The 2,288-nt window shown below is 56.7% G+C and carries 3 protein-coding genes; 1 reads left to right on the top strand and 2 read right to left on the bottom strand.

What is annotated here, in order from left to right; genetic code table 11:
- Nucleotides 1-60: 60 nt before the first annotated feature.
- On the bottom strand, nucleotides 61-303 hold the full coding sequence (locus tag P4L78_RS01435) for a hypothetical protein (RefSeq protein ID WP_309326500.1): 243 nt from the start codon (nucleotides 301-303) through the stop codon (nucleotides 61-63).
- A gap of 29 nt (nucleotides 304-332) precedes the next feature.
- Between P4L78_RS01435 and P4L78_RS01430 the strand changes: the two genes are divergently transcribed.
- Nucleotides 333-599: a hypothetical protein gene (locus tag P4L78_RS01430; protein WP_309326498.1), complete on the top strand. Its 267-nt coding sequence runs from the start codon at nucleotides 333-335 to the stop codon at nucleotides 597-599.
- A 300-nt stretch (nucleotides 600-899) separates the two neighbouring features.
- On the opposite strand, the gene P4L78_RS01425 is transcribed toward P4L78_RS01430, so the two are convergent.
- Nucleotides 900-1,784 carry a DUF2971 domain-containing protein gene (locus P4L78_RS01425; protein ID WP_309326496.1) on the bottom strand — a complete coding sequence of 295 codons (885 nt, stop codon included), beginning with the start codon at nucleotides 1,782-1,784 and terminating at the stop codon, nucleotides 900-902.
- Nucleotides 1,785-2,288: the final 504 nt, after the last annotated feature.

Below are 2,288 nucleotides of genomic sequence, written 5' to 3'. Positions count from 1 at the left end.
TCGCCAGAGTTACCATGCTCCCGGGCCCCGACGATCCCATTCCTACCCAATATCGCGCGGTTACAGCGCACGATTTTCGTAAAGTTCCAAGAATAGTCTCATGCATTTTTCATCAAATAATTTTCGTTCGATTTCAAATAACCCCGCAATTTTTGCATCGCCTGCCCTGGGCAGGGGATTCGCTTCCAACCCGACGCGCCATGCCACGCCCCAGGGCGGCACGCTGTCCCGGGCTGAATTGCAGCGGATCGTCGCCGGCATGGTCGGCTGAATGCGCTGACCCCCGGCTTTTAGCCGGGCCATGAAAAGCCCTTTCCGGCATGGACCGGACAATGAACGGCCCCGTCCGGCACATGCCGGACAAAGAAAAGGTAATGCTCATGTCCGGTACCAGCGAATTCTATCTGGCCTGTGCGGCGCAAAGCCTGCGCGATGCCGATGCCAGCACGTTGACCAATGTGCGCGATCGGTGCCTGCGTTCGGCAGCGTCATGGCAAGCCATGGCCGTTCGCGCCGCAGAGATCGAAGCCAACCGCCGCGCCCGCGAAAAACGCGCGCCGGACGCCGTGGCCGATCTCGGCGACCCTGTTTCCAGTTGATCGAATGCCTTGGGCCCGGTGCCCAAGGCGGCCGTTCGGCAGGGACAGATCTTCGGCACTGGTATCGGCGCATGCTCGGCAGCGTGGACACATTCGAGTCGCTGCTTGATGCGAAGTCGTATGGCCGGTCGCCCCAAATGCGGTCACTCAGCAGGGTGTTGGAGCGCCTCGATACCAGTCGTTCGTTCACAAGATCACCCGCGTAACGTTCTGCCCCAGCGTCTTCCCGGCCTTGAGTCAAGAAAAAGCTTATTCTTTGGCGCAATTTGGTGTTGCGGCACCGCAACTCAAATAAGAAGCTCATACATCTAGCAACGTAATTCCCCGGAAGATGATGAATGGCGGTTGACGAATTCCAATCCGCTCAAGATAGTCACGTCCCACGAGTTCTCGTTCAAGTTTAAAGGATTCATTTCTTGCCATCATGTCGTAGAGTTCAATATCTTGGTCGCGCGACAGCATCTTTACAATCGCCTGTTTTACCGTGAAATCAGTACGCAAACCAAAGTGAATTGCGCTGAGTCTGAAGTTCAAGGTATTCACTCCAACCTTGTCAGAAATATCGCGCCACTCCTGCTCGTAAGCCCACTCGTCCGACTTTGCGTGGAAGTAATTCTGCCGTACTTGCTCCTTTGCGTCCGCGTTCCCTTCGATCTTCCAGCGCAGCAACTGGTACGCGCTCACCGCCCTAGGCGCCTTGTAGTCGATCGGGCCAAGCGAAGGCACGGCCATCAGCGATGTATCGTATTCAAGGCATAGCCCTCTATGGTGATCGCCATAGTGGCTCCACATGAGAACCGATGAATAGGTTTCGGACAGCGAAAAAACGCCGTGAGCGGCCATCTCCCTGCGCAGGGTGCGCAATATATACATTTCAAGCAACAAGCGCAGGTTAAGCTCTTCGCCTTCCGGAGTATTCGGCTCATCCTCAGAGGGCTCGGTCGCGTTATAGCGCAGCGTGTTAATTTGCCTTTCGATGCGATCGGACGTTTCGCCACTCATCTCCAGCATTCGACTAAGCAGGCGTACCGCATCATCGGTGCTGATATCCAGGTCCAGCGTCGGGTTGGAATCTAAGGGATCATTGAATTGCGTAGGCGATGCATGAAAGATCTCCGCCTCGTTGATCGCGCGCAGCGAAAACACATTGAAGGGGCAATATTTGTAGAGCTTGGTGGGCAGCATAATGGGTCAGACCTATTAGGCAAAATGCCAAACTGGATAGTACCCATAAATTCAACGATCGCCCAGTTCTTGGCAAGCTGCCAGTGCGAATGACGGCTTACCTCCAATACGAGCCGTTCAGGCAACATTGCAATCTGCCCACGCGGCCTGACCAATCAGCTTCGGCGCTGACCGATAGCCCTCGTCGAAATCGCCGCACGGCCCCCACGTAAATCCTGCCCGGGCCGTTGCGCAACGGTCCGGGCAAGGGGATGCGTCCCGTCTCTGGCATCGTTTTACATTATGTCCTCTTCCATCGCCCCGAGCCCCACGGGGTGCGATGCGTCGGCCTTTGATCGCGACTGCAACGGGCCTGCCACGAATGATCGCGGCCCGGTGTCATCAGGTCGGCGGGTCGGGAGCGCACCCTCGCGGTTCCCGACGGATAGCAGCTGCCAGGACTACCCATGCCCTGTGCAACCCTCCGGAGCTATGGCCAATCCGCCTGTCGCATCTCTTGCCTTC

Source organism: Silvimonas sp. (assembly GCF_031291215.1).
Classification (GTDB): Bacteria; Pseudomonadota; Gammaproteobacteria; order Burkholderiales; family Chitinibacteraceae; genus Silvimonas; species Silvimonas soli.
The sequence above is the reverse complement of the archived record's forward strand: the minus strand, read 5'-3'. Positions and strand labels throughout refer to the sequence as shown.